Annotated in this window: 24 protein-coding genes; 15 read left to right on the forward strand and 9 right to left on the reverse strand. The window is 42.5% G+C overall.

Annotation, left to right across the window (positions count from 1 at the left end):
• Positions 1-11 precede the first annotated feature (11 nt).
• Both NSQ70_RS02110 and tcyA read right to left on the reverse strand, forming a co-directional pair.
• A complete protein-coding gene (locus tag NSQ70_RS02110) occupies positions 12-704 on the reverse strand; it encodes an amino acid ABC transporter permease (protein ID WP_008347286.1) in 693 nt (230 codons plus the stop codon).
• The gene (gene tcyA, locus NSQ70_RS02115) at positions 691-1,506 is read right to left on the reverse strand and encodes a cystine ABC transporter substrate-binding lipoprotein TcyA (protein WP_007498178.1); all 816 of its coding nucleotides are present in this window, start codon (positions 1,504-1,506) and stop codon (positions 691-693) included. Before tcyA ends, NSQ70_RS02110 begins: the two co-directional genes overlap by 14 nt.
• Positions 1,507-1,867: 361 nt before the next feature.
• Between tcyA and NSQ70_RS02120 the strand changes: the two genes are divergently transcribed.
• Entirely contained in the window at positions 1,868-2,488 is a 621-nt protein-coding gene (locus NSQ70_RS02120) for a dienelactone hydrolase family protein (protein ID WP_327862143.1), read from the forward strand.
• A 330-nt stretch (positions 2,489-2,818) separates the two neighbouring features.
• Positions 2,819-4,210 (forward strand): amino acid permease, encoded by a 1,392-nt coding sequence (locus NSQ70_RS02125; RefSeq protein ID WP_047946191.1) that lies wholly within the window; start codon positions 2,819-2,821, stop codon positions 4,208-4,210.
• Positions 4,211-4,254: 44 nt separating this feature from the next.
• On the opposite strand, the gene NSQ70_RS02130 is transcribed toward NSQ70_RS02125, so the two are convergent.
• Positions 4,255-5,748, reverse strand: a complete 1,494-nt coding sequence (locus NSQ70_RS02130; protein WP_342502411.1) for a peptide MFS transporter — start codon at positions 5,746-5,748, stop codon at positions 4,255-4,257.
• Positions 5,749-6,011: 263 nt separating this feature from the next.
• On the opposite strand from NSQ70_RS02130, the gene NSQ70_RS02135 reads away from it, so the two are divergent.
• The 11 genes from NSQ70_RS02135 (at position 6,012) to NSQ70_RS02185 (ending at position 17,930) form a co-directional block, all read left to right on the forward strand.
• The gene (locus tag NSQ70_RS02135; protein WP_342502412.1) at positions 6,012-7,796 is read left to right on the forward strand and encodes a right-handed parallel beta-helix repeat-containing protein; all 1,785 of its coding nucleotides are present in this window, start codon (positions 6,012-6,014) and stop codon (positions 7,794-7,796) included.
• 198 nt (positions 7,797-7,994) lie between these two features.
• Positions 7,995-9,320 carry an LLM class flavin-dependent oxidoreductase gene (locus NSQ70_RS02140; protein WP_274660782.1) on the forward strand — a complete coding sequence of 442 codons (1,326 nt, stop codon included), beginning with the start codon at positions 7,995-7,997 and terminating at the stop codon, positions 9,318-9,320.
• Between the two features lie 17 nt (positions 9,321-9,337).
• On the forward strand, positions 9,338-9,841 hold the full coding sequence (locus tag NSQ70_RS02145; RefSeq protein ID WP_024720188.1) for a GNAT family N-acetyltransferase: 504 nt from the start codon (positions 9,338-9,340) through the stop codon (positions 9,839-9,841).
• Positions 9,842-9,863: 22 nt separating this feature from the next.
• The gene (locus NSQ70_RS02150; protein WP_008347268.1) at positions 9,864-10,658 is read left to right on the forward strand and encodes an amino acid ABC transporter substrate-binding protein; all 795 of its coding nucleotides are present in this window, start codon (positions 9,864-9,866) and stop codon (positions 10,656-10,658) included.
• A 24-nt stretch (positions 10,659-10,682) separates the two neighbouring features.
• A complete protein-coding gene (locus NSQ70_RS02155; protein ID WP_007498163.1) occupies positions 10,683-11,357 on the forward strand; it encodes an amino acid ABC transporter permease in 675 nt (224 codons plus the stop codon).
• A gap of 12 nt (positions 11,358-11,369) precedes the next feature.
• Positions 11,370-12,116: an amino acid ABC transporter ATP-binding protein gene (locus NSQ70_RS02160; RefSeq protein ID WP_008347264.1), complete on the forward strand. Its 747-nt coding sequence runs from the start codon at positions 11,370-11,372 to the stop codon at positions 12,114-12,116.
• 33 nt (positions 12,117-12,149) lie between these two features.
• Positions 12,150-13,307 carry an amidohydrolase gene (locus NSQ70_RS02165; RefSeq protein WP_342502413.1) on the forward strand — a complete coding sequence of 386 codons (1,158 nt, stop codon included), beginning with the start codon at positions 12,150-12,152 and terminating at the stop codon, positions 13,305-13,307.
• Positions 13,298-14,632 (forward strand): MmgE/PrpD family protein, encoded by a 1,335-nt coding sequence (locus NSQ70_RS02170; protein WP_342502414.1) that lies wholly within the window; start codon positions 13,298-13,300, stop codon positions 14,630-14,632. The genes NSQ70_RS02165 and NSQ70_RS02170 overlap by 10 nt, the downstream gene beginning before the upstream one ends.
• Positions 14,633-14,899: 267 nt before the next feature.
• Positions 14,900-15,448, forward strand: coding sequence for a GNAT family N-acetyltransferase (locus tag NSQ70_RS02175; protein WP_096881002.1), 549 nt, complete (start codon positions 14,900-14,902; stop codon positions 15,446-15,448).
• A 369-nt stretch (positions 15,449-15,817) separates the two neighbouring features.
• Entirely contained in the window at positions 15,818-16,513 is a 696-nt protein-coding gene (locus NSQ70_RS02180; RefSeq protein WP_058336812.1) for a response regulator transcription factor, read from the forward strand.
• Complete coding sequence (locus NSQ70_RS02185) at positions 16,503-17,930, forward strand: HAMP domain-containing sensor histidine kinase (protein WP_007498154.1); 1,428 nt, start codon at positions 16,503-16,505, stop codon at positions 17,928-17,930. The genes NSQ70_RS02180 and NSQ70_RS02185 overlap by 11 nt, the downstream gene beginning before the upstream one ends.
• A 32-nt stretch (positions 17,931-17,962) precedes the next feature.
• Here NSQ70_RS02185 and NSQ70_RS02190 read toward each other — a convergent pair whose 3' ends face one another.
• From NSQ70_RS02190 to NSQ70_RS02210, 5 genes are all read right to left on the reverse strand, one after another.
• The gene (locus tag NSQ70_RS02190; RefSeq protein ID WP_024720194.1) at positions 17,963-18,808 is read right to left on the reverse strand and encodes a GAF domain-containing protein; all 846 of its coding nucleotides are present in this window, start codon (positions 18,806-18,808) and stop codon (positions 17,963-17,965) included.
• Positions 18,809-18,960: 152 nt separating this feature from the next.
• Positions 18,961-20,337, reverse strand: coding sequence for an aspartate kinase (locus NSQ70_RS02195; protein ID WP_160758162.1), 1,377 nt, complete (start codon positions 20,335-20,337; stop codon positions 18,961-18,963).
• Between the two features lie 174 nt (positions 20,338-20,511).
• A complete protein-coding gene (locus NSQ70_RS02200; RefSeq protein ID WP_017358520.1) occupies positions 20,512-21,945 on the reverse strand; it encodes an MDR family MFS transporter in 1,434 nt (477 codons plus the stop codon).
• Between the two features lie 16 nt (positions 21,946-21,961).
• The gene (locus NSQ70_RS02205; RefSeq protein ID WP_224559208.1) at positions 21,962-22,828 is read right to left on the reverse strand and encodes a TetR/AcrR family transcriptional regulator; all 867 of its coding nucleotides are present in this window, start codon (positions 22,826-22,828) and stop codon (positions 21,962-21,964) included.
• Positions 22,829-22,966: 138 nt separating this feature from the next.
• Entirely contained in the window at positions 22,967-23,341 is a 375-nt protein-coding gene (locus NSQ70_RS02210; protein ID WP_159160180.1) for a hypothetical protein, read from the reverse strand.
• Between the two features lie 123 nt (positions 23,342-23,464).
• On the opposite strand from NSQ70_RS02210, the gene NSQ70_RS02215 reads away from it, so the two are divergent.
• Entirely contained in the window at positions 23,465-23,776 is a 312-nt protein-coding gene (locus tag NSQ70_RS02215; protein WP_041508257.1) for a metalloregulator ArsR/SmtB family transcription factor, read from the forward strand.
• Between the two features lie 81 nt (positions 23,777-23,857).
• Here the strand turns inward: NSQ70_RS02215 and NSQ70_RS02220 are convergent, their stop codons facing one another.
• Entirely contained in the window at positions 23,858-24,409 is a 552-nt protein-coding gene (locus NSQ70_RS02220) for a DUF4865 family protein (protein ID WP_024720198.1), read from the reverse strand.
• Between the two features lie 99 nt (positions 24,410-24,508).
• On the opposite strand from NSQ70_RS02220, the gene NSQ70_RS02225 reads away from it, so the two are divergent.
• A complete protein-coding gene (locus NSQ70_RS02225; RefSeq protein ID WP_342502415.1) occupies positions 24,509-25,240 on the forward strand; it encodes a LysR family transcriptional regulator in 732 nt (243 codons plus the stop codon).
• Positions 25,241-25,290 lie beyond the last annotated feature (50 nt).

Raw genomic sequence — 25,290 nt, forward strand, 5'->3', positions numbered from 1 at the left:
TCGTTCCCTCCTTACCTTGCGACATATCGATCAAGTCGTTTTTCAATTTGGTGTTGAACGAGCGATAGAATGAAGCAGAATACCCAATAAATCAGGGCTGCTTCCATATAAATAAATAAAATTTGATCCAAGTTCGCCGCAGCAATTTCCTGTGATTTACGGAACATCTCTGCCACGAGGATTTGGGAGGCAAGCGATGTATCTTTCACCAAACTGATGAATGAATTAGACAGCGGCGGAATCGATACACGCACTGCCTGCGGTAAAATCACGCGGACGAGCGTTTTGCGATGGGTCATCCCAATCGAATACCCCGCTTCCCATTGTCCTTTTGGAACAGATAGGACGGATGCACGAATAATTTCCGAAGCATACGCACCTACGTTTAAAGAAAAAGCGATGATAGCACTTGGATATGGATCAAGTGTGATATTAAATGTCGGAAAGAAATAGAAGATAATAAACAATTGCACAAAAAGCGGCGTTCCGCGAACAGCCGACACATAGATAGAAAAAATCCATCTGAGCGCTTTGATTTTAGACATTCTAGCAAGAGCTGTCACAAGCGCGATAAAAAGACCAATGATAAAGGCAATGATGGCGAGGGGAATTGTATAATAAATTCCCTGCATCACCATTGGCCAAAAAGATTGCTGAAGAAGATCCCACGGAATGACGACTCCGAGGATATTATTTTGTAACATCTTCACCAAACCATTTCTTAGAAATCTTAGCGAGTGTACCATCTTTCTTCATTTCTTTTAGTGCGCCATTCACTTTGTCAACGACTTCGCCGCTGCCTTTTCTGAAGGCAAAATACGTTTCTTGTGGATCTCCTGTTTCAAATGCAACTTTTAGGTTTTTGTTACCGCTTGTTTTCAAGTAATTCAAGACAGCCAATTTGTCATTGAACGTCAAATCAGCACGCCCTTGCTGAATCAATTGAATGGATTGTGCAAGACCTTCAACCCCTTCAATTTTAGCGCCAGCATCTGTAGCTAATTTGTTGTAGTTACTGGTTAATGATTGTGCTGCTTTTTTGCCTTTCACATCAGAAAGTTTCTTGATGTCATTGTTATCTGATTTTGTCACAACAATGGCTTGAGATGTTGTGTATTTATCAGAGAAATCATATTGATTTTCACGTCCAGTTTTACCAACTTGGTTCGCTACCACATCAAAACGTTTTGAATTCAGACCAGCAAACATGCTGTCCCATTGTGTTTCTTTGAATTCTGGTTTTAAGTCAAGACGTTTTGCGACTTCTGTGATGACCTCGACATCATAGCCAGTTAATTTATCTGTCTTTTTGTCATGGAAGGTGAAAGGAGCATATGTACCTTCTGTACCGATGGTTAATACGCCTTTATCCTGAATGGACTTCCAAAGGTCACCTGATTCCTTAGACCCAGATTGTTTATTTGCGCTGTCGTTTGCAGCTGATCCACATGCTGTGATCAATGCAACACAAGCGCCTAAAATAATGGCAAAGAACATTTTTTTCATTTTATTCCCCACTTTTCTTGTTGGTATTTACAACATATGATCTTACAGAGAAGCAACCTAAAAGTAAAGCATTTGAAACTAGCTTGAGCGAATCTCACCAACTTTATGCCTTGAACTGGTTGAACGGATAAACGATAGAACTATACCCAAAACAAAAGGTGGATAAAACCAAATGCATTCTCAAAGGATGATGAAGAGAGTTCGATTGATGAGAATGTGAGATAGACCACTTAATGGTAAAATATGCTATTATTTTCACATCAAAAGAAGTATATGTGTGTGTTGATCAGTCGACTTAAATGACTTTTTAAAGTACACGATCCTCCAGTGAACAAACGGAATAAAAGGGAAGTGTGATCATTTGCATACATCGAAACAAAAACCTGTCATGATTTTAGTACACGAAATATACGGAATAAATGATCATATGAAGAGTATGATCGATCATTTTGACAAAGCTGGTTTTGAGGTTTATTGTCCTCATTTATTAGGACAGGCTAAACACTTCCCTTATGCCAGTGAGAATGAGGCATATGACTACTTTATGAATAAAGTTGGTTTTGATGAATCGGTAAAGATCGTATTGAATGTGGCAAAAGAGTTAAAAACGAAAAATGCAGAGAGAGACATATGTCTGATAGGTTTTAGTGTGGGGGCAACAATTGCTTGGCAATGCAGCCAATATGATCAGTTGTTTACCGGAGTCATTGGATTTTATGGTACACGGATAAGAGATTTTCTCGATATGACGCCTGTCTGCAATACGCTGTTATTTTTCCCGGAAGTTGAAGCTTCTTTTAACCCTCGGGAGGTTGCGAATGTTTTGGAGAAAAAGGAAAAGCTATGCGTGAAAATAGTAAAGGGGCAGCATGGGTTCGCCAATCCAGATTCTACGACTTTTCACGCTGAATCTAAAAATCGCTGCTTTCAAGAAATAGATGGTTTTATTAAAGAGTGTCTACAAAAGAAAAATGACTCATGACTGTTTGAAATGAGACTCGAATAGAGGGAAATGAAACCAGTGTGTCATGTAAGTTTGCATGCTGGTTTTTTCGTGCAATTCTTTTGGATATAAGGCATCCTATCAAATGATCAGAATCACCGTATAGTTGTGCGAACATTACTAAAATAAAGACTTTGTAACAGTGACGATAGAAGGAAGCATATTTATTATAAAAGATGTATAATTAGTAGGTTGTTTTGAAAATGGAATAATCACATGGAGACATGTTTTGATAACAGAACATCTTAGAAGAAGGAGGGCATCATTGTGGATGTTGGACAAAATCAGCCCGAACAATTGAAAAGGGCGATGACCTCCCGCCATTTATTTATGATTTCTCTTGGCGGTGTCATTGGGACAGGCTTTTTCCTTGGAACAGGCTATACGATTGGACAAGCAGGGCCAGTTGGAGCCGTTCTTTCCTATATAGTGGGCGGATTGATTATGTATTTAACCATGCTGTGTCTTGGAGAGCTGTCAGTCGCGCTTCCTGTGTCGGGGTCGTTTCATACGTATGCGACGAAATTTGTGAGTCCTGCAGCAGGATTTGCTGTTGGCTGGATTTATTGGCTTGGCTGGGCAGCCACCGTGGCGCTGGAATTTTTATCAGCAGGGCAGCTGATGAGACGCTGGCTTCCACAAGTGGATGTGTGGATTTGGTGTCTCATATTTGGGCTGTGTTTGTTCTTATTAAATGCCAGGTCAGCGAAAGCGTTCGGGGAGTCGGAGTTTTTCTTTTCAACCATTAAGATTGTTGCCATCTTACTATTTATTGGCGTAGGCGGAGCGGCGATGTTTGGTTTTATTCAAACGACGAGCGGGGAACCAGCTCCTTACTTTAGTCATTTTGTGAGTGACGGTCTGTTTCCGAATGGCTTGCTGGCCGTTGTCGTCACGATGATCACGGTGAATTTTTCGTTTCAAGGGACGGAGCTGATCGGGATTGCGGCAGGAGAAAGTGAAAATCCGGAGAAAACCGTACCTCGCTCTATTCATCAGACGGTTTGGCGCACCCTTGTCTTTTTCGTTTTATCTATTTTTGTCTTAGCGGGTATGGTGCCTTGGAAAGAAGCGAGTGTGCTGCAAAGCCCATTTGTCACTGTGTTTGAGAGAACGGGCATTCCTTATGCGGCAGATATCATGAACTTTGTCATTATCATTGCTTTATTATCTGTGGCGAACTCTGGCCTATATGCCTCTACGAGAATGCTGTACTCTTTGTCGAAGGAAGGAATGGCAGGGAAGGCGTTTAGACGAGTCAATCAGCGGGGCATCCCGATGAATGCCTTACTGCTCACTTTCCTGTTTACAGGTATTTCGTTATTATCAGGATTCTTTGCAGAGAAAACCGTTTTTGCTTGGATCGTGTCTATTGCGGGCATGAGTGCCCAAACCGGCTGGATTACGATTACATTATCACAGCTGCTTTTCCGCAGAAGATATTTGAAAGCAGGCGGAAAGCTGGAAAACCTAAAATTTAAAACCCCTCTTTATCCGGCACTGCCGATTATTGCGATCACGCTGAACTCGATTGTGCTAATCAGTCTTGCCTTTGATGCGGAGCAGCGGATTGGGCTGTATGTCGGCGTACCGCTCATGATCATTGGATATGTTGTCTATCACCGCTATGTGAAAAAACATCAGGTGAAAAGTGAACCGCTCCAGTTGCAAATCCACGGAGATGATGAAATTCGGTTTTAATTCAAAAAAAGAAGCCTTCCCATTTGGGAGGCTTCTTTTTCAATTTAATGCACACCTTTCATCGCTTTCTTAATCACCGGTGTAAGCAGGAGCATAGCGCCACATAAAATGATGGCGAGCATGCCGATGATCCCGAAATAGACGGTTTCTGGCACTTTATCAAATAGCTTGACCACTTGCGCATTGATGGCCTGTGCCATTGCATTTGAAAGGAACCAAAGGCTCATCGTTTGCGCTGAGAAGGCAGCAGGTGCCAGTTTTGTTGTGGCTGACAGCCCAACTGGTGATAAGCAAAGCTCTCCGATGACGACAAGGAAGAAGCTTAGAACGAGCCATAGTGGGCTTACAAGTGTATGTGGTCCAGACATGTAGGCAGGAATGATCATGATGATAAAGGATAATCCTGCGAACAGAAGGCCAAGTGAGAATTTAATCGGGGTAGACGGCTGTTTCTTACCGAGTCTGACCCATAACCAAGCAAATACTGGTGACAGGAGCACAATAAAGATTGGGTTCAATGATTGGAACCAAGAAGAGGCTAATGTCATGCCAAGGAAATTCAAGTTTGTTCGCTGATCTGCATATGTGGCTAAAATATTTGAGCCTTGTTCTTGAATGGCCCAGAACATCACCGCAGCTAGGAACAATGGAATATAAGCGAGTACCCTCGACTGCTCCACTGCACTCGTTTTTTTACTAAAATACATCACAATAAAATAAACAATTGGAATCAGCACACCAAGGACACTGACAAACCAAGTGAATAGATTAATCGTGAGCGCTCCTGTTTGAATACCGATGACAGCAAAAACAGCAAGTACAATCACGATCAATGTACCGAAAATTTTGAAGTTCTTGCGTTCAGTAGCTGATAGTGGATTTGTGACATAAGTGCCGGCAAGTCCAAGATTCGGCTTTTTCGTGATGACAAACGTAATCAGTCCAACAAGCATACCAACGGCAGCGAGTGAGAAACCAAGGTGGAAATTCACTTTTTGACCGAGTGTTCCGACAATTAATGGGGCGATAAAACCACCCATGTTGATCCCCATATAGAAAATACTGAATCCAGAATCCCTGCGAGGGTCTGTTTTTGTATATAGGTCACCGACTATGTTTGACACGTTTGGCTTTAGGAGACCTGTCCCAATAATAATCAGCCCCATACTAATAAAGAGCGCTGTTGCACCGCTAGGTAGTGCCAAAATGACATGACCAAGCATAATGAATACCCCGCCATAAAAGACCGTACTGGATGAACCAAATACCCGGTCGGCAAGCCATCCGCCAATAATGCCTGACATATAGACAAGCGCACCATAGACAGACATGATCGAATTAGCGGTTGTCTGGCAGAAGCCAAGACCGCCTTTTGTCACCTCTGTGTACATATAATAAATAAGCAGTGCACGCATGCCATAATAAGAAAAACGCTCCCAAAATTCAGTGAAAAACAGTGTGTAAAGTCCTTTAGGATGTCCAAAAAACCCTTTTTGAGGAACACTTTTAACAATTTTATCGTGGTCAATTGTAGACATGGCATAGATCCTTTCTTAAAAAAAGAGATATGAGAAAAATGATATTCTTGTATAGTTCTTGTGTCAATATAAAACTATTCTAAAACAGGAAAATGTTAGTTCAATAGGCGTAAAGACTCAAAAAGATGAAAAATTTGCTCAAGTGAAAATCATCGGAAAGTTATTCCAGAAGAATTTATATAAAATTTGAAATATCGTACAAGCAAACCTTTCCCACATGCATAGGATGACAAGAGGACATGTGTAAAAAGGAGGGGTTTTCATTGGGGGATGTAAATGAATCTGATCTGAAGAAACCCATTGTCAATGTATTAGACTTTGGCGTGATTGCTGACGGGAAAACGGACTGTACAGCGAAACTGAACGAATGCCTGGAATGGACAAAAGCACAGGGCTACTCCCACGTCTGGCTGCCGAGTGGAACGTATCTAATAGATGCGGTGTACAGGGGGGATCAATTTTTTCCTTTTCGTCATGCTGGCATTCGAGTGCCAAGTCATATTTGTATTGAGATGGCATCAGATGCCGTTATCAAAGTGAAACCAAATGATTCGTGGGGATATGCAGTCTTTTATATAGGAGAGGTAGAGCATGTGACCATTCGGGGCGGGCGGATTGAAGGCGACCGTGATGAGCATGTGTACAAGGCACTCCCGCCAGAAAGAAAAACACATGAATGGGGCTTCGGGGTGTGTATTGAAGGTGCTTCCCATGTGAATATCGATCGTGTTCAAATCAACAATTGTACGGGAGACGGCATCATTGTCAGTCCGCACGGTTTATTGACCCATATCGAATCGTACTCGCCTGCTTCGTCTATTCATATTTCTGGCTGCACCATCACTGACTCAAGGCGAAACAATATTTCTATTACAGGCTGTGATGGTGTCATTGTGGAAGACTGTTTGCTTGAAAGGGCAGGGGTAAACGGGGTCGAGCCAAAAATGGGCATTGATATTGAAGGATACGGAGAAAATGCGACCAACTTGGAGGAACCGCTGAATATTCAGATTCGAAACAACATAGTCAGAGGCGGCGCAGCCAGCTCTATCTATAATTTCAATGGCTATGGTGTGATCATTGAAGGCAATCAAACGGACAGCAGTATCTCCTATGGCTTTGCCACTGAAATGATCATTGCGAATAATTTGATTCGTGCAGTGGGAGGGGGCGTGACAAAAGCAGGGATTACGAGCTTAGGTGTGCCGCTTGATCAATCGGAAAACAATGTGATCATTATTGGCAATATGATTGAAGGATTTGAAAAGGGTATTGATGTGAGGGGAGACAGCGTGCACATCACAGGTAATAAAATCAGTCTTTTTGAAGATGCGGCTGTGTCTGTCTATATGGCCAATCGTATTTTAATAGAAGGAAACCATATTGAGTCAGGGACAAACACACGGCTTAGAAGTACATCGCTGCGTATTTATCAATCAGACAGCATTGTTTTTTCAAACAATACCGTCTACTCTGTCATCGATGCGGCGATGGTCAGAGGAACGAATATCTTAATTCAGCATAATCAATTCAAGGAATTCAGCCGAGGGATATGGGTGCAGGAGGGAGAAGCGGGGATCAACGGCAATCACTTTATTCAAGAAGGATATTCACAGCTCGCATCTTCGTATACAATCAGCGTGACAGGAAATGCAAAGGCTTTCATATGGCAGAATCGTTTTAAGCACTATCAAAACTATGCCGTCTACAGCAATACGACCGCTCCTTTAGAGATTAAAGACAATTCCTTTGAAGAAACGTCCTTATATGTGGTGATGTATATTAAAAATGGCTCACCCCAAATTGGTGATAACCGCTTTTATTTAAATCGTTCAATCGGACAGCCGACAGCCGTTTTTCTTGATGAGGTTGTCTCAGCACGTGTGCTGCGGAATAACATCATTAATCTCTCTCCTCAAAAAGCGATTGCCGTCCGCACCACATCTTCCACTCATTCGGTGATTGCCCATAACGTACTAGAGCGCAGTCAATTGATGACGCACTCCACGGACCGGCTCATCGGAAATATTGAAATTGATCCACCGTAACCGCCTGTAAATCCCTTTTTTTGGAGGTTTAGAAGGCGGTTGACAATCATGTAAAAAGGGCATATAGTAATAATTATTTTTCATTTTTCACAACATTTGCCCTTTTTTTATGGATAAAACCGATTAATTCAATCAGAAAAATGTATCTTGTAAAATAATCACTTGATACAAGGAAGATATAGAAAGGATGAAGAACAAGTGTCACAGCCGAAACGGAAGCTCAAGCTAGGCGTATTCATCGCGGGAACTGGACATCATGTCGCCTCTTGGAGACATCCGAAAGCAGTACCAGACGCAGCCATGAATCTTGATTACTTTAAACAATTAGCGAAAAAGGCCGAGGAAGGGAAGCTGGATTTGCTCTTTTTAGCCGACAGCTTATCAATTAATCATACATCTCATCCAAATGTATTAACAAGATTTGAACCGCTCACCCTGCTTTCTTCGATTGCAGAGTCTACCTCAACAATTGGTTTAGCAGCAACAGCATCAACTACATATAGTGAGCCATTCCATATTGCGAGACAGTTTGCCTCACTCGATCATTTATCAGGCGGACGAGCAGCATGGAATGTGGTCACATCTTCTATTGAAGAAACAGCGAAAAATTTTAGCGGAGAAGAGCATTTAGCACACCACAAACGATACGAACGAGCTGAAGAATTCGTCGATGTCGTCAAAGGTCTGTGGGATTCTTGGGAAGAGGACGCACTTATTAGAAATCAAGAAACAGGAGAATTTTTTGAGTCTAGTAAGCTTCATGAGCTGCAGCACAAAGGTGAATTTTTCTCCGTACGGGGTCCGCTTAATGTATCACGCACCCCTCAAGGACAGCCGGTGATCATTCAAGCAGGGTCTTCTGAAGATGGTCAAAAGCTTGCGGCTAAAACGGCTGAGCTTATTTTTACGGCACAAAACGATCTCGACAAAGCGAAGGAATTTTACCAAAGCTTGAAGGGAAAAGTAGAGGCTGCTGGGCGAGCTAGAGAGGATGTCAGCATCATGCCGGGCATCTTCCCAATCATTGCCGATACTGTCGAAGAAGCAAAAGCGAAGTATGAAGAATTACAAGAGCTGATTGTTCCAGAGATCGGCCTTAGCATTTTACAAAACTACTTAGGGGGTATTGATCTTTCGCAGTATCCACTAGACGGACCGCTTCCAGAGATTGATCCAAGCGCGTCAAATGCCGTGAAAAGCCGCTTTGACCTTGTGATGAATATGGCGAGAAAGGACAACCTGACCATTCGCCAGCTCTACCAATCTGTTGCAGGGTCCCGTGGGCACCATATCTTCATTGGAACACCAGAGCAGCTAGCAGATGTGATGGAGACATGGCTCGTTGAGGAAGCAGCCGACGGTTTTAACGTGATGCCGCCATTATTGCCAGAAGGACTTGATGCCTTCGTAGACCGCGTCGTTCCGATCCTTCAGGAAAGAGGCCTGTTCAAAACAGAATACACAGGAAAAACTTTACGAGAAAATCTCGGATTAAAACAGCCAAAAAATCGCTACACGACATAAAGGTGAGGTGACTAACGTTGGGATATACGTTTCGTCTGGCAACTGAGGATGATATAGAAGCGCTGCTTGAACTGACAACAAGAGCCTACGAGCCGATTCGTGAGCTCGGCATTCAGTTCCAAGCAGCACATGCAGATGTCGCCCTCGTTCAGAAAAATGTACAAAAGAACCTTTGCTATGTAATGGAAGAAAACGGAGAGCTTCTCTCCACCTTATCACTCCGTATGCCTTGGGGAGAACAGCCAGGACCATTCGGCGTTCCGCATATATGGTGGTTTGCTTCAGAACCAGCGGCAAAAAAAGGCACAGGCTCAGCCTTGCTTGAGTGGGTTGAAACTGAAGTGCTAAGGGACACACTAAAGGTACCGTTTGTCTCTCTTGGGACAGCTGATAAGCATCCGTGGCTCATGGACATGTATGAGCGTAAAGGCTATGTCAGAGCAGGTGAAAAGGATCTAGGTAAAGGCCATATCACCATTTATTTTAAAAAACAATTAAGATCAGATATTACACAACCATAAGAGGAAAGAAGGGTGTACGAACATGAAAAACAAAAAGTGGCTAGTTGTTTTATTTGCGGCAATGCTTGCGGTGTTAGCGGCATGCGGCGGGGGCAATCAGAGTGAAGGCAAAGACGAGAAAGTGCTTAAAGTGGGCGCTACAGGCCAAAGCTATCCATTTGCTTATAAAGAAAACGGCAAACTAGTAGGATTTGATGTCGAGGTCACAGAAGCCATTGCGAAAAAGCTAGGCTACAAACTAGACTGGCAGCTGAGTGAATTCAGCGGACTGATGGGCCAGCTGACATCTGGTAAGCTGGATACCGTATCAAACCAAGTTGCGATTACAGATGAGCGTAAACAAACGTTCAACTTTACAGATACGTATGCATACGCAGGAACACAAATCATTGTCAAGAAGGACAACAAGGACATTAAAGGGCTTGACGATTTAAAAGGAAAAACGGTGGCGGCTGTTCTTGGCTCAAACCATGCCAAAAACCTAGAGAGCAAAGACCCAGACAAGAAAATCAACATCAAAACATATGAAACACAAGACGGTGTCTTAAATGAAGTCGCAAATGGCCGTGTAGATGCTTACGTCAACGGACGCAGTGTCTTGTTAGCTCAAATTGAAAAAACAGGACTTCCACTCAAAATCGTCGGCAACCCAATCGTATATGAAGAAGTCGGCTACCCATTTGCCAAAGATGAAAAGCACGACAAGCTAAGAGAAGAATTCAATAAAGCGATCAAAGAATTAAGAGAAGACGGAACACTGAAGAAATTGTCTGAGAAATATTTCAAAGACGATGTCACAGTTCCAATTAAAAAATAACAACAGCGGCGGTGAAAAGCAGACATGAATCACATTGATTGGCAGTATATGGTGACGGTTTTTCCAACCTTGATTCAATACTTGCCGATAACGATCTTCATGGCGATTGTCTCCATGGTATTTGCCATTATCATTGGTGTGGTATTCGCGCTTATAACGAAAAACCGGATACCTGTCTTATACCAATTTGCCAAGCTGTATATTTCTTTTTTCAGAGCGGTTCCAACTTTGGTTCAGCTCTTTCTCATTTATTTTGGTCTTCCGCAGCTATTCCCTGCGATGACCTCAATGGATGCCTTAACAGCGGTCATTATCGGTTTAAGTATTAAAAACTCAGCGTACTTAGCAGAAATTTTTAGAGCGGCTCTTAATTCAGTGGATGAAGGGCAGCTTGAGGCCTGTTTATCTGTCGGCATGACAAGATGGCAGTCTTACGTCAGAATTATTTTCCCGCAGGCCGTCAGAAATGCCATTCCAGCGACGGGGAATACCTTTATTGGACTTTTAAAAGAAACATCGCTTGCCTTTACCATTGGGGTGGCAGAAATGTTTGCGCAAGGGAAAATGATTGCATCGGCCAACTATAAGTACTTTGAAACGTATTTAGCGGTTGGCATTGTGTATTGGGTGCTCACCATCATTTATAGTTTCCTGCAAGACCTATTTGAACGAAAAATCAGCAAACCTTACCGGAATTAAGGAGGTGTGGACATGATCAAGCTCACCAATTTGAAAAAATCATTCGGCGACCTTGTCGTCTTAGACGGAATTAATCTTGACGTGCAGAAAGGGCAGGTTGTGGCCATTATCGGACCTTCTGGCTCCGGTAAATCAACATTGCTGCGCTGTCTAAATCTATTAGAAACGCCAGACGAAGGTACGATTGAAATTGGCGATGCAAAGCTGAATGCGTCTAAATATACACGTAAAGAAGCCCATCACCTGCGCCAGCAAACGGCCATGGTGTTTCAAAACTATAATTTATTCAAAAACAAAACAGCCCTGCAAAACATTACAGAGTCACTGCTTGTGACGAAAAAAATGACAAAACAGCAGGCAAATGAGATCGGTATGGAGCTATTGAAACAAGTAGGGCTAGAACAAAAAGCTGACAGCTATCCGGTTACACTATCCGGCGGTCAGCAGCAGCGAATCGGGATTGCCCGAGCCTTAGCGGTTGATCCACATGCGATTCTGCTGGATGAACCAACATCAGCACTCGATCCAGAACTTGTCTCAGGCGTGCTTCAAGTCATTAAATCCATTGCCATTCAAGAAACAACGATGATCATCGTGACACATGAAATGGCGTTTGCAAGAGAAGTAGCAGATCATGTCATTTTTATGGCAGATGGTCATATCATTGAGCAGGGAACGCCAACCGAACTATTTGACGAAACGAAGAATGAACGAACAAAACGATTTATCCAAAAAGAAGCAGCGGCTGAAGAAGCATAAGCTGCTTTTTACTCTTTAGAGGGGTGAGTATCAATGAAATCATTAGGAAATGAAGCTTTAAACAAACGTTTAATTAACATGCGCCGAGCGCTTCATGAGCATCCAGAGCTAGCATTTGAAGAGTATGAAACGACAAAAAAACTACGAGGCTGGTTACAAGAGGAAGGGATCACAGTGCTCGATTTCCCAGATCTTCAAACAGGGGTCGTTTGTGAAATCAAAGGAGAACAAGAGGGACCAACGATTGCTCTGAGAGCCGATATTGACGCACTTCCAATTGAAGAAGCATCTGGCGAACCATTTTCTTCAAAGATACAGGGGAAAATGCATGCATGCGGTCATGATTTCCATACCGCTTCGATTTTTGGTGCGGCTGTCCTATTAAACGAACGGAAACATGAGCTCAAGGGAACAGTGCGCATTTTGTTCCAGCCGGCTGAGGAAGTGGCGCAAGGAGCGAAACACGTCATAGAGGCAGGCGTCTTAAATGGAGTCGATGCGATATTTGGTATGCACAATAAACCTAACCTGCCAGTTGGCACCATCGGGATAAGAGAAAAAGCGTTAATGGCGAGTGTCGATCGGTTTGAAATCGACATTCAAGGAACGGGTGGTCATGCTGGAATTCCAAATCACACAATTGATCCGATTGCCATCAGCGGTCAGATCACAAGCGCCCTACAGCAAATTGTCAGCCGCCGCATTAGTTCTTTGCATCATGCGGTTGTCAGCATCACACGTATTCAAGGCGGCACATCATGGAATGTGATACCTGATCGCGTCGAGATGGAAGGGACCGTTCGGACGTTTGAGCCTGAAGTGAGAGCGATGATTCCAGATCTCATGAAACAAATCGTGAGCGGTATCGCAGAAGGGTTTGGCGCAAAGGCAGATGTGAAATGGCATCCGTATTTGCCTTCTGTGATGAATGACGAGCGTTTGACAAAGGTTGTGGAAGAAACGGCAGGAGCGCTTGATCTCGCAGTAGTACAGGCAGAGCAGTCACCAGGCGGAGAAGACTTTGCCCTTTACCAAGAACGCATTCCAGGCTTTTTCGTCTGGATGGGGACGAGCGGTACCGAGGAATGGCATCACCCTGCCTTTACGTTAAATGAAGATGCACTCCCTGTTGCCGCTGCCTTCTTTGCCGAGCTTGCGGTTCGGGCGTTGGAGTCAAGATCATGGAACTAACGAAACAGCTCGCAGAGGCAGTGCTCTCTGCTGATCCGCTGCAAGATCAACAGGCCGTTCAAATGGCTCGAAACGGTCTGTTAGACGCTGCGGCAGCAGCGCTTGCTGCAAAAGAGGATGAAGGGATTCAGAAACTCATGGCGCTGGTGGAACAAGAAGGCGGCGCGGCTCAAATTCCCGTCATTGGACAAGGAAAGAAGGTCAGCCGTCAATCCGCAGCCATGCTAAATGGCTACCTGATTCACGCCCTTGATTATGATGATGTGCATTCTGATGTGAGAGGACACCCAAGTGCGGTCATCATCCCGGCCTTGCTTTCCCAGCTGACCAACGGGGAGGCGTACGGTGATCGATTTCTAGCAGCCTACATTACTGGCGTCGAAGTAATGGCAAGGCTAGGTGAATCCATCGGCAAGTCGCACTATGAACGGGGCTGGCATAATACCGGAACTCTCGGAGCCATTGCAGCAGTCTGTGCGATTGGTTATTTGAAACAAGTTTCACAGAAAGAGCTGGCGAAAGCGATCGGCTTTGCAGGTGCGCAATCAGCTGGAATGCGAAAGCAGTTTGGGACTGATATGAAACCATTACAAGCTGGCCTCGCCGCTAAAACAGCCGTATGGTCCATGGATTTAGCTTGCTCAGGTTTTGGCGGGAGTGAATCGCTTCTGGATGGAGAGTTGGGCTTCTTTTCTCTCTATGGGGATCAGAAACTAGCGGAAAGACGTCTGCTAGAAGACTATGGCACTGCGTGGCGTATCGTGTCGCCAGGTCTATGGTTTAAAGTGTATCCGTTCTGTTCAGCGGCGCATCATGCAGCCGATGCGATCGAGTCATTAGTACAAGAACACTCTTCCTTACAGGGGAAGATCGAACAGGTCGACGTCATGTTTCCGCCTGGCGGAGATGCAGCACTCACGGAGCGGACACCTCTGACGGGAGAAGAGGGACGATTTAGTGTCGAGTATGTCATCGCACTAGCGGTGTTTGGACAACCTTTATCACTGGATGCTTTTACGAAAAAAGCCATTTCACCAGAGCTGCGGACATGGATGAAGCGGGTGAAGAGAGTATATGATCAAACGATAGAACCCCATCCAGACGCAGTGCCAAAAGGACGATTTACGATTGTAAAGCTCACCTTATCTGACGGCACCACCATCAGCAAACGGGTCGATATCCCCCGGGGAGCACCAGGCTGTGCGTTATCGACAGAAGACATCCTACAAAAGTTAAGCAGCGTCACTAGCACATCACAGGCAAAGCAGCTTTTACAGGCGGTTGAAGAGGGGAATGATACTGCCTATCTGAAGTTGCTCGTGTGATATGAAAAAAGCTCATCTTTGGAGATGAGCTTTTTAAATGTCCTTATTCTTATAAGAGTGAATACACTCTATGACGTCAAAGAAGATATTCTCTTCGTCAGGTGAACAATTGATCTACAACAATCACATTTAAAAACGACCCTATTCTATGACAGAGGCAAAACGAGTTTTATCTTTTAGGTGTATTTTTAAAGGTATCAAATCGCAAATCGACGAATTTAGTAGTACGTTTAAAGATTTAAATCATTGATATGAAGGGAGTATGAAATGTTAACTATTCGTCGTATCTATCAAAAAAATTATCCTAAAGGAAAACAAGTATATTATCAATATACATCTGAAAAATACTATGAAATTCATATGGAAACCAGTCACAATGGTTGGAACATCTCCCTTACAGAAGAAGTATTTGAAGCGCCAGTTAAAAAAAATCTAAAAGAGGAGATTTTCGATCCATATAAAGAGGGTTCAGAGGTTTACGTGTCAGAGATGAATGGTGAAGAAACTGGAATTATAGTCATTCAACACATGAAATGGAATAATACATTACTCATTCATGATTTATATGTGGATAAACAATTTAAAAGAAAAGGTATTGGCAGCACTTTCATTAAAATGGCAAAAAAACGCGCTCGTGAATTGAGAGTTAGAATGATTGTATTAGAAACCCAATCATCCAATTTTCCAGCTATCCAGTTTTATTTGAAAAATGGCTTTCAACTGATTGGATTAAATGTCAATTCTTATTCAAATGAAGATATAAAGAAAAAGGAAATTCGCATCGAAATGGGGTGCCTTATAGAAAATCACAATTAGCTTCGTTAGGGCACACCGCCCTGGATATGCATGTCCAGTTCCAAACTGTTTTATATAGACCATTTATAACGATCAGGAAGCGTGTCATTTCATTCTTTTACTAAATGGGAGACTTCTTCATCTGAAAGAACGTAAATGACACTGTCCTCATCTTAGACTATCCTCTACAATTCCTTCATTTTGCCATTCTACGATATTAAAAAAGAACAATGTGATTCCCCAAAATGTCAGCTCCATCAAAAAGTATGAATAAAAGATGACCAAAGCATGATAAGTTCATGAAATCGTATCAATCCAATTGAGATTTGAGAAGGAACATGTAAAATAAAGCTACATAAAGAAAAACAAAGGCAACAGCGGAGGCTGATGATGAAAATATTAATGATTGAAGATAACCAGAGTGTTTGTACAATGACGGATATGTTTTTTCAACGAGAAGGATTTCAAGCGGAATTCGTCCATGATGGATTAGATGGATTGAATCGATTTAAGCAAGAGGAGGATTGGGATCTGCTCATCTTAGATGTCATGCTTCCTTCAATGGATGGTCTGACCATTTGTCAAAAAGTACGCCAGATCAGTGATGTTCCGATTATTATGCTGACAGCAAAGGAAACGGAATCTGATCAGGTGCTGGGCTTCGATCTTGGGGCAGATGATTATGTGACAAAACCCTTTAGTCCGCTCACCTTAATGGCAAGAATCAAAGCAGTGAAACGACGTTTTGCTCAAACAACATCTACTCAAGAAGGAGCGAAAGAGGGTGAACGGCTAGAGACCGAACATTTTCAGTTAGATAAAAAAACGAGAGAAGTGTTTCTAGAGGGGAAACGGATCGAAAATTTAACGCCAAAGGAATACGATCTGCTGTGCTTTTTTATTCAGCATCCTCGGCAAGTATTTTCACGAGAACAATTGCTTGAGCAAATTTGGGGATACCAATTTTATGGTGATGAACGAACAGTTGATGTTCATATTAAACGATTGCGCCAAAAAATCGGAGACGGACCTAAGCCCTTTCTGTATACGGTATGGGGCGTAGGGTATAAGTTCGATGAAGATTAAATATTTTTACCAGTTGCTGATTAGTCACCTTGGGTTATTGCTCATTGCCATCATTATTATCAGCACCCTCATGTCTCATTTTGTAAAAGATATTGCCTATCAAAATAGGGTAGACGAAATGAGTTCGTATGGGAATGAAATTTTGGAGAATTTTAAACAACTGTCGAAAGCCGAGATGAACTTCCGTTTGCGTCCATTTGAAGACATTCTTTCGACAAGACAAATCCGTTTTTTCGTCTTTGATGAAAAAGGGACTGTGCTGTCTCAGCAGCAAGAGATGCCACCGCATGAAGCGTTACTCACAAAAGATTTGTGGGCCAAGCTTGCAAAAGGAGAAGAAATCATTGTCAAGCGAAGTGATTCGCGCCGGCTTGATCAAGAAGCATCACTTGTGGCACTTCCTGTCATGGAAGACGGAAAGCTGAAGGGCGGGGTGGTGCTCATAGCTCCTATTCAAGGAGCAGAAGAGCTGATTGCTCAAATGAACCGGTATTTATATATCATCGTGTTTGTGGCATTGACGATTACCTTTATTCTCAGCCTGTTTCTGTCGAAGTTCCATGTGAATCGTATCAAAAAACTGAGAGAGGCAACTGAGAAAATTGCGCATGGTGATTACAACATTCATCTTGAAAACAAACACCTTGATGAAATTGGCACACTAGGTGAGGATTTTAATATGATGGCCAATCGTCTTCAACGGTCAAGAGAGGAAATTGACCGGCTCGAAAAACGAAGACGCCAATTCATTGCGGATGTGTCTCACGAATTGAAAACACCGCTGACGACCATTCGAGGATTGGTCGAATGGCTGAATACTGCGGATGTGCCGGCAGAAGAGAAAGAGAAATGCTATGCGCTGATCACTGATGAGACAAAACGAATGCTGCGTCTCGTCAATGAAAATATGGATTATGAGAAAATCAGGTCGAATCAAATCACCCTTCAAAAATTTCACTATCCACTCATTGATACGTTTGAAGTGATTAAGGAGCAGCTGAGCCGAATGGCTGAAGAGAAAAACAATCAGCTCATGGTAGAGGTTCACCCTGAACAAAAGGTATACGCAGATTATGACCGGCTCATTCAAATCCTCGTCAACATCACAAAGAACGCCATCCAATTTACAGAAGGCGGCCGTATTTCTTTGAGAGGGAAAGAAGAGAACGGGGAAACGATCATTGAAGTAGAAGACACGGGAATCGGCATTGCACCTGAAGAAGTCAAACACATTTGGGAACGTTTTTATAAAGCGGATATTTCGAGAACGAATACACCATATGGAGAATACGGACTTGGCCTGTCGATTGTCAAGCAGCTTGTAGACTTGCATGACGGACAGATTGATTTAAAAAGTGAAAAACATAAGGGAACAACATTTATCATTCGATTGCCGCTCCCACAGGAAAAGGGCTAAACTCTGTTTAGCCCTTTTTGGTGTATCATCACTTATTCTGTTTTGGAGAACGTTAGGCCGATATGAGCAAGTGCCTGCGGTAAATCCTTACGAATGGTGATGTCTTTAAATGAAATATTCGATTGAATCGCACTCAGCGCAAGGTCTTGCTTAATTCCTGTTAAAACAGCTGAGATGCCTAACAGTCTTAACGTTTGCGCATAGCTGACCAAGTATTGAATGCTTTGTTCATTGAGTCGTTTTGTCCCTGAAACATCAATGACCAAATGAGAGAGCGACAGCCTGTAGCTTTCCTGTAAAATGGTTTCTAAAATATGCTGCGCACGTGTCTCTTCGATATCACCAAGAAGAGGGAGCACGGCGACACCGTCAACAACAGGTACGATCGGTACAGATAATTGCTGAATCTGCCGATTGGCCTGGTCGAGTTCTAAGACGTAACTCAACAAAGATGCCATCGTTTCAAACATATGAACATGCTCTTCTGTAAATTGCTGCGGCCTTAGGTCAAGTCCACAAATTGTTCCATAGTTCGTACCATCAGTAAAATCGATGGGAACCCCAATAAATGAGCCGCCTTGCAGCTGTTTCGTGACGTCTAAGTTTTTTGAACGCTCGTCCAAGCGGATATCAGGGATCAACAGCGTATCGCGATGATCGACCGCCAGCTTGCAAAATGTCTTCTCGTAAGGATTTTCTTCCCCTTCTTCAAGAAGCTGCTCGTCATGATTTAGCACCTTCACAATCTGATTGGTGTTTTGATCATTTTTAGCAATAAACAGTGTATTCATATGAATGAATTGACTCATCATGTTTAAAATACTTGTAGAAGCATCATGAAAATTGCGAAACTGTTTTAATAGTTGTTGACGAGGCATGGATTAGGACTCCTTGTAGCTCCGATCAATGGCCGGAACAATAGTTGATTTGTCTCTATCATACAAAATCAAACGAGAAATAGATATACTTTAATGCGCAAATCGTGCGAGATCAAAAAGACTGCCGATCCGGAGATCTGACAGTCTGCTGATTAAATGGTGACAGGCACCGTGGACATAGAGAAAAATTCCTCATATAAGGCTTGAACGGCTTCTTTTTCTTGAGCTGCTTTGACGCCAAACATCATGCTCACCTCTGAAGAGCCTTGGTTGATCATTTCAATATTCACTTTGGCTTTTGACAGCGCTTTTGCCGCTCTTGCTGTTGTACCAACATTATGACGCATCGCTTCTCCTACGACCATAATAAGCGAGAGGTTCCGCTCTAGAACCACTTCATCTGCATCAAGCACAAGCTTTAATCGGTCTAAAAGCTCTTGTTCAATCTGCTGCTCCTCCAGCTGATCCTGCCTTAAAATAATGGTCATATCATCAATGCCAGAAGGCACGTGTTCATACGTAAGTCCATATTCCTCTAACGTTTGCAACACCTTACGTCCAAAGCCCACTTCTCGGTTCATCAAATACTTAGAGATATAAATACTGCAAAATCCATTGTCTGACGCGATTCCCACAACAGGGCCATTCGTATGATCCCGTTGATTTACAATTTTTGTGCCTTTGGCCGCTGGATTATTGGTGTTCTTAATCTGAACAGGAATGCCTGCCCGAAAGGCTGGAATAAGTGCCTCATCATGAAATACAGAAAAACCCGCATAGGACAATTCACGCATTTCACGATACGTCAGCTCTGTGATTTCCTTTGGTTCATGAACGATCGTTGGATTGACGGCGTAGACTGCATCCACATCCGTAAAGTTTTCATACACATCTGCCTTCAGTCCATTTGCCAAAATGGAACCGGTAATGTCTGATCCACTACGGGAAAAAGTGACGATATCACCCGCTAGACTAAAACCGAAAAAGCCAGGGAACACAATAATGCCAGAGCGTTCTCTTAATTTGTACAAATGATCATACGATTCTGGAAGGACTTGCGCTTGACCAGGCTCGTCGCTGACAAATAGACCGGCTTCTTTTGGATTCACATAGTGCGCTTCGACGCCTTGATGCTGAAAGTAGGCTGCAATCAGCTTTGCGTTATTATCTTCACCGCTTGCTTTAATCGCATCAAGATAACGCTCAGGATGAGAAGAATCAGCCTGTAATAACGTGTTTACATCTTGCCGGATGGTGTCAATAATGTCTTGACCTAACCCCAGCTCATCCGCAATCGAGGCATATCGCTCGATGACAGCTTCTTGTAAATCGTGTGCTTCACCTAAACGTAAATATTGTTCACCGCAACTAATTAATAGATCGGTGACCTTCGTATCCGTTGAATGCCGTTTTCCTGGTGCGGAAACAACGACTGCTTTTCGAGCTGGATCTGCTGTGACAATGTCAAATACCTTTTGCAGCTGCTTGCCAGAAGCAAGAGAACTGCCACCAAATTTAACGACCTTCAATGCATACATCTCCTATAGTAAAAATTTTCTCACAAATTGAATAGTTTCTATTATCAACTCTTTTCTTCAAATTATCAAGGTTTTTCTTCTCTGAATGAACAAATGTATTTTTGGGGAGGACGTTATGTGTGAATAGATGAAAAAAGAGCCGGCGATATGCCGAGCTCTTTGTCTTTATGAAGAAGAGGACGAAGAAGATAGCTCCTGCTTCATCACTTTGTTTTTACGTTTTTCTTTTAAGAAGAACGAGAGAACGAGTCCAATGACCGCAATAGCACCAGACACGATAAATGACGTATTCATACCATGAACGGCTGACTTCATTGGATCGGATAATGCTGCATTGGCAGCAGAGCTGCTCATAATGGAGACAAGCACAGCCGTCCCGATAGAGCCGCCCATTTGTCTCATCGTATTATTCATTGCTGTCCCGTGCGGAATCAAATGCGGTGGTAACGAGTTAATACCGGCTGTTGTCAGCGGCATCATGATCATCCCAACCCCGATTAAGCGAAGTGTGTAGGCCACTGTAATGAGGGCAATCGATGAATCAAGGTTCAGCATCATAAATGGCAGGGAAGTGACAGCTAATATCGTAAACCCGCCTAGAGCCAGCCCTTTACCGCCTACTTTGTCAAAAATTCGTCCGATAATCGGTGATAGGAATCCCATAAAGAGAGCCCCTGGCAATAAGATCAGCCCTGTATCAAGGGCAGATAACCCTCTGACATTCTGCGTATAGAGCGGCAGAATCGTCTCTGTTCCAATCAGTAAAGCAAAGACGAGCATACCGAGGAAGGTCGTTAAGCTAAAGATCGCAAACTTAAAGACGCCAAACTCAAGCATCGGTCTTTTCAAATTCGACTGACGCAGGATAAAGAAGAACAAGCTTACAGCGCCGACAATGAGTGAAATCAGAACGGTCGCACTCGTCCAACCATACGTTCCGACACTTGAAAATCCGTACAGCAGTCCGCCAAATCCGAAGGAAGACAGGATCACCGATAAGACATCGATACGAGTGTCTCTTTGCTGTGTGACATTTTTCATTAAGAAGAAAGCAAGAATGAGATCAATAATACCGATTGGAAGAACAATATAGAATAAGAACTTCCAGCTAAAGGAATCGACAATCCAGCCGCCAAGTGTTGGTCCAAGCGCCGGTGCGAATGAAATCACTAGTCCGACCATACCCATGGCTTGCCCGCGTTTTTCTTTTGGGAAAATGGTTAAAAAGATCGTTTGCATGAGCGGCATCAAAATTCCTGCGCCGGCTGCCTGCACGATACGTGCTGCAAGTAGCACCGGGAAATTCGTGGCGAACGAAGCAAGAATGGTACCTGCTGTAAAAATGCTAAGAGCCGTTAAGACTAAGGAACGGCTTGAAAATTTCTCAATTAAAAAGGCCGTAATTGGGATGAGAATCCCGTTTGTCAGCATAAAGGCTGTGGTCAGCCATTGGCCTTTACTGACATCGATATTGAATTCCTCCATGATATGCGGGATCGCTGGAATGAGAAGCGTTTGGTTTAAGATCGCAACGAACGCCCCAACGAGGAAAATCCCAACAATCACAGACCGGTTATACGATGTTGTTGATTGGTTCATATTATCCCTTCTTTATCTATAAAATAATGCTTTTCAGCTGTGACACGTTTTGAGATAAAACGCTGTGTTTGCCTAAATAATCAAGCAATGAGCTGATTAAAAAGGTTCTCGGTTGGTCCTTTGACAGTTCTTGACTCAGCAGCTCAAACGCAGAGAGGAGATCGTCCTTTTCTTCTCCGTTTGATAGTGTGTGAAGCTCTTGTTTCATCTTTGTTAAGTACGAGATGACAAGCTTTTCTTCATCATATTCTTCCTGTGTGGAAAGCAAATAAGAGTCCATCAGCTGATCTGTTAGCACAGGCTCAATGGAGCAAGGCTTTATTGATACACGATCCATCACACCGATGATCATTTCGGCGGCATTTTCTAATTGGATGTTCTTGTGCTCGATCGCCAACATCAAGATAAATTCTCTCATTAATCCGTTGAGGACAATCACAAGATCCCACACATAAGGCGCAACAGATTCACCATATGTGCTTAAAATGATGTCTCTGTGTCGCTGCATGATAATGGAGCGTGTCTCACGTAAATGCTTAATGACGATGGGCGAATGCTGTGAAAAAGCTTCAAAGGACAGCATATTCAAAAATTTATGATTCTCTTTAAACTCTTCAAGCTCAAGCTTAATCTTTTTTGTGAATTTTTCCTTTTTGGACAGCGTCGTTTCGGAATGAATGATCTGAGAAATCTCTCTCATTTTGCGCTGATTGTATTTAATCAGTTCCAATAGAAGAGCTTCCTTTGAATCAAACAGTTTATAAATAGACGCTTTTGATATTTTACAGGCATCAGCAATTGACTGCATGGAGACACTCATATAGCCTTTTTGAGAAAATAATTTCTTCGACACCCGCAAAATCTCTTCTTGCTTTTCGTTCATCTTCATAAGTCCTTTCCGAATCGGCAAAACCATATGGTCACAATGGAAACCGAGTGGTCACTTTTGCTATGATAACAAAACCAATGGCACATGACAAGAAAATGAACTTAAAAAAATACCTATCTGATGACAGGTATTTTATCCTTCCGCATGTGCGGCATATATGTGGATCTGTCCGTTACGTTCGGCGATTAAAAGGTCTTCTCGCTCCTTGACAGAGTAAATAGGTGTTCCTTTTTTCAACCGAGAAGCTGTTCCATGTTCAAAATGTGTGGTAGCTGTTTTCTGAATGACACCTACTTGCTGATGTTTTGTTATATTTAATGATTTTGTCCAATCTATGTTTGTTTCATAGATCGTTTCTTCCCATTGAAATAAATCTGCCTGTGGATCGAGAGCTAATAACTCTTCTGCACTAGGTGGTTTTGACTCAAATTGCTGAACAGATTGGCAGGCGCATAAGCTCGTTGCCAATAAGAGCATGAATAAGCAAGTCCATATTGTACGTGTCAAATAAGGTTCTTCCCTTCAAAATAGTGTCTATGAGTCATAGTCGTTTCCAAAGGTTGTCACGTTACAATGTCATAGGCGAGTAACGAGATTGTATGTTAGAACAAAATACGATACATTTATCGTATGAATAATCCAAATCATCCAACCCAAGAAAACATGAGACTCATTTCTGTGCTGCAAGCATTGGCTGACCCTGTTCGGCTGGAGATTGTCCGCTGCTTAGCAGAAGCGGGTGAGAGAACATGCGGTACGTATGATATGAACATTGCCAAGTCCACGCTATCGCATCACTTTAAAGTACTAAGAGAAGCAGGCATCGTGAAAGTGAGAATTGACGGGAAGCACCGTTACTACTCTCTCAGAAAGGACGACATTGATACCGCTTTTCCAGGCCTCTTGTCATCCGTATTAGCTGTAGACAAGGAGCGGTGGTAAGAGAATTTTGCATCAATAAATGACAAATCCCCAAGGCATTGTAACCTTGGGGATTTGTGATGCGTCTCGTGTAAAACGGAATTAGGCCATTGAATGATCCATAGACAGATGGATAATCTCATAAGTGTGAATTTGCTTCTCTATATTCACTGGCAATGAGTCTAGAAAAGAATATTTGACGCATTTCCATTTATCGGGGTTATATACGATGACTTCCCCCTTATTGTCATTAAAATGGGAAAAGAGATGAGCGATATCTAGGTTTTCCAGGCAATCAGTAGGATGAATCGTCACATACTCTTCAAGAACGAATGTGCTACGATGAAAATCATCTGTTAAATGAACGGAATACGTGATGCCAATATTGATTTGTTTCCAGCCAAAAGAACGTAAAATATGATCAAATGACCCCTTAAACACAAAATCCGTCATGCCCTCAGATTGTTTCCAAATATACAATGGGCAATAGCCATTGTGTAAACTCCTATGTTTGTCTTTTTCAGTGATCAAATAAGCTTTAAATAATAAATCCTGATATCCATCTGTTTTCCATCCATTGTTTCGTACTCTTTTTCTAATGATATTCATATCATAATCCGCAGGCAGATCCACATGATATTGCATGGCATGCATAGAAACACTCCCTTTCAATAGCCATCATAATCGACTTCAAACCAGTTGAATAATACATATTTGTGTTATTGTTATCACAAAAAGTGATAGGTGATCATGATGAATATAAATGATTTGATTATTTTTATAGAGGTGTATCAAAAAGAATCGATTAATCAAGCGGCTAAAGCTTTAGGGTATGCGCAATCCAATATTTCTCAAAGAATCAAAGCGCTTGAAACTTTATATGATGCAACATTTTTTATCCGGCATCATCATGGAATCAGTTCAACAGGACAGGGGGATTTATTTTATCAATACGCTCAAAAAATCGTAAAAGAAACGAAGGCCATTCAACAAAAATTGACTTCAAAGAAAAAGACCGTTTTATGCTCTGAGCTTCTATTTACCGTTTTATACGAGCAGCATGTTTTAGAGGATATTCAAGCCACTGATTTTATCATTGCTTCATCAAATACGATCAACAAAAAGTTAACAGAGGATGTGTATGATCAAATTATTTCTTTTAATCAAATGGAAAAAGCGGAATATCAATTAAAAGAGGTAAAGAGCTTGGCATTGAACGTGTATGGAAAATCTAAAGAAATATACGATGATGATATCTCATTGGTCGTGAATCGTGATCAGCTTTGCCCATTAAGACATGAGGCCAGACGTATGCTGGGTGATCGAACCTTATTTGAGTTAGATTCGTTTGAAGGAATGATCAAAATCGTTGAACAGGGAGATGGTATTGCGTTACTTCCAACCAACTTAAAAAGCATTCAAACACTCGTGAAATTGCTAGAAAAAAATATTCACATCAACTATTACGTTTATGAAAGAATGTGATCGTAACACTCCTCTGTGGGTTTAGTCCCGTCAAAGGAGCGCCACGATTC

The organism is Bacillus sp. FSL R5-0397 (assembly GCF_038593395.1).
Taxonomy (GTDB): Bacteria; Bacillota; Bacilli; order Bacillales; family Bacillaceae; genus Bacillus; species Bacillus altitudinis.